At 74.2% G+C, this 2,941-nt stretch carries 3 protein-coding genes; all 3 read left to right on the top strand.

Going from position 1 to position 2,941, the window contains the following annotated elements:
* On the top strand, positions 1–421 hold a 421-nt coding region (locus ACQKIP_RS44115), incomplete at its 5' end, for a DUF2293 domain-containing protein (protein ID WP_427745573.1).
* Between the two features lie 416 nt (positions 422–837).
* Positions 838–1,317: a DUF1772 domain-containing protein gene (locus tag ACQKIP_RS44110; RefSeq protein WP_365853051.1), complete on the top strand. Its 480-nt coding sequence runs from the start codon at positions 838–840 to the stop codon at positions 1,315–1,317.
* Between the two features lie 111 nt (positions 1,318–1,428).
* Positions 1,429–2,919, top strand: a complete 1,491-nt coding sequence (locus ACQKIP_RS44105) for a glutamate synthase subunit beta (RefSeq protein ID WP_365853049.1) — start codon at positions 1,429–1,431, stop codon at positions 2,917–2,919.
* Positions 2,920–2,941: the final 22 nt, after the last annotated feature.

Raw genomic sequence — 2,941 nt, 5'->3', positions numbered from 1 at the left:
GGAGGAGGCGGCGCTCGCGCGGGCCGAGGCGCGGTGCCTCGCGGACGCGGAGGCGCGGGCGCGCCGCCGGGCACGGGACGCAGTGCGCCGGGCCGCGGAGGACGTGCGCTTCACGGCGGCCTTCGCGGACGAGATACGCCGCCTCTTCCCCGCCTGCCCCGATGAGCGGACCCGGGCGATCGCCGCGCACGCGTCGGTGCGGGGCAGCGGGCGGGTGGGCCGGAGCGCGGCGGGCCGGGCGCTGTCCGCCTCCGCGGTGACGGCGGCCGTGGTGGCCGCCGTCCGGCACACGGACACGCCGTACGACCGCCTCCTCATGAGCAAAGTCCCCCGCGGCGAGGCCCGCCGCCGGATCGCCCCGGCGGTGGAAGCGGTACTCCGGGCCTGGCGGGAGCCGGGGCACGAGGGCCTGGCGGTCTGAACAGCGGCACGCGGAGCCTGGCCCCTGGGCCTGAGATCCGGACCCCCGCGTCGGGGTACGACCCCAGCAGCCCGGGGCTTGCGGCCCGCCGCCCGGGGCCTGTAGCCCACGGCCCGAAACGGGACGCCGGGACGCCCGACGCCAACGCCCGCAACGCATGCCCCGACATCCGTCACCCCTGGCCCGCACCCCACATCGCAACGCCCGCCACCCGCAGCCGGCACCTGCCACGCGCAGCCCGCAGCCCGCAGCCCGCGACCCGCTTCCCCGTCCCAGACGGCCGCGCATGCCTTCGCGCGTCCCGCGCATGGTCTTCTGCCCGGTAGGGGCAATTCACTTGTGGTACGACGCCGCGCCATGGAGGATCACTGCGGCTCACTCACCTGACGGCTGCCTTACACGACGCGGGAGTTGCCATGATCGAGGGACCATATTTCGTGCTCGTCGTCCTTGGTGCGCTCGCCGCGGGCCTGGTCGCCGGAGCGTTCGTCGCGTTCTCCACGTTCGTGATGCCCGCCCTGGCCGCGCTGCCCCCGGCGCAGGGCATCGCGGCGATGCAGTCGATCAACGTCAAGGCGGTCACCGCCGGGTTCATGGCCGTGTTCATGGGCGCCGCGGGCCTCAGCGCCGTCGTCGCCGTCGTCACCTTCGTGCTCTGGCCCGACGAAGGCACCGTCGAGCTGCTCCTGGGCAGCGCGCTGTATCTGTTCGGCTCGTTCGGGGTGACCGTCGTCGCGAACGTCCCGCGCAACGACGCCCTCGCCAAGCTCGACGCGCAGGCGCCGCAGAGCGCGGACTACTGGCGTACGTACGTCGGTGAATGGACCCTGTGGAACCACATCCGGGTCGGAGCCTCGCTGGCCGCATCGGCGTCCTTCATTCTCGCGCTGACCTGACCTGACCTGACCTGACCCGCTCCAGCCCGGCACGGACCCGCGGACATGCCGGGCCCGCCCTCCCGTCGTACAGTGGCCGAAAGCCTGCGAGAGCACGCGAGGGAGACGGCCATGGCCGACCCCAAAGGCTTCCTCACCACCGCCCGCCGGGAATGGCCGCGCCGCCCCGTCGGCGAACGGGCCAAGGACTGGGACGAGGTGTACGTCCCCGGCGCACTGCTGCCGATCGTCGAGCGGCAGGCCGACCGCTGCATGGACTGCGGCATCCCCTTCTGCCACGACGCCTGCCCGCTGGGCAACTTGATCCCCGACTGGAACGAACTCGTCTCGCGCGCCGACTGGCGGACGGCCGCGGAGCGGCTGCACGCCACGAACAACTTCCCCGAGTTCACCGGCCGCCTCTGCCCCGCCCCCTGCGAGTCGGGCTGTGTCCTCGCCATCAACCAGCCCGCGGTGACCATCAAGAACGTCGAGGCGGCCATCGCCGACCGCTCCTGGCAGGACGGCCTCAACCCGCCCCGTCCCCCGGACCGGCACTCGGGCAAGGCCGTCGCCGTCGTCGGCTCGGGACCGGCCGGACTCGCCGCCGCCCAGCAGCTGACCCGGGCCGGACACACCGTCGCCGTGTACGAGCGCGACGACCGCGCGGGCGGGCTCATGCGCTACGGCATCCCCGCGTTCAAGATGGAGAAGCACCACCTGGAGCGGCGGCTCGCGCAGATGCGGGACGAGGGCACGGTCTTCCGTACGTCCGTCACGATCGGGCGCGACATCGGCGCCGCGGAGCTGCGCAGCCGGTACGACGCGGTGGTGCTCGCCGTCGGCGCCACCGCCTGGCGTGAACTGGACGTCCAGGGGCGGGAGTTGCACGGCATCCACCAGGCGATGGAGTATCTCCCGTTCGCCGACCGCGTGTGCGAGGGAGACCTCGACACCTCCCCGCTGTCCGCCGCGGGCAAGCACGTCGTGATCGTCGGCGGCGGCGACACCGGAGCGGACTGCCTGGGTACGGCGGTCCGTGAAGGCGCCGCGTCCGTCACGCAGCTGGACATCTACGAACGGCCGGGCGACCTGCGCGACGAACTGGCCGAGCCCTGGCCGACGTACCCGAAGATCTACCGCCTCTCCCCCGCCCACGAGGAGGCGGACGAGCTCCGCGTCTCTCCGGCGGCGGACGCCGACGCCCGCCTCTTCGCCGCGTCCACCCTCCGCTTCGACGGCGACGCGGCGGGCCGGGTGCGCGCCCTGCACGTGACCGAGGTCGACGCGGAGCGCCGCCCGCGGCCCGGCACCGCGCGTACGCTCCCCGCCGATCTGGTGCTGCTCGCGCTCGGATTCTCCGGGCCGGAGCGGACGCCGGGCGGCCTGGTCGACCAGCTCGGCCTCCACCTCGACGACCGCGGCACCCTCGCCCGCGACGCGGACTTCGCGACGAACGTGCCGGGTGTCTTCGCGACGGGCGACGCGGCCCGCGGCCAGTCGCTGATCGTGTGGGCCATCGCCGAGGGCCGCTCGACGGCAGCCGCGGTGGACCGGTGGCTGACGGGCGCGACCCGGCTCGCGGCGCCGATCGGGCCGCACGACCGCCCGATGACCGTGTGAGGCTCCCGGTACCGGTCACAGC

Source organism: Streptomyces sp. NPDC059900 (assembly GCF_050270335.1).
Taxonomy (GTDB): domain Bacteria; phylum Actinomycetota; class Actinomycetes; order Streptomycetales; family Streptomycetaceae; genus Streptomyces.
The sequence above is the reverse complement of the archived record's forward strand: the minus strand, read 5'-3'. Positions and strand labels throughout refer to the sequence as shown.

Excerpts from the sequence above, each read along its gene's own strand:
- ACQKIP_RS44105 (WP_365853049.1), top strand. The coding sequence starts at position 1,429 with ATGGCCGACCCCAAAGGCTTCCTCACCACCGCCCGCCGGGAATGGCCG.
- ACQKIP_RS44110 (WP_365853051.1), top strand. The coding sequence starts at position 838 with ATGATCGAGGGACCATATTTCGTGCTCGTCGTCCTTGGTGCGCTCGCC.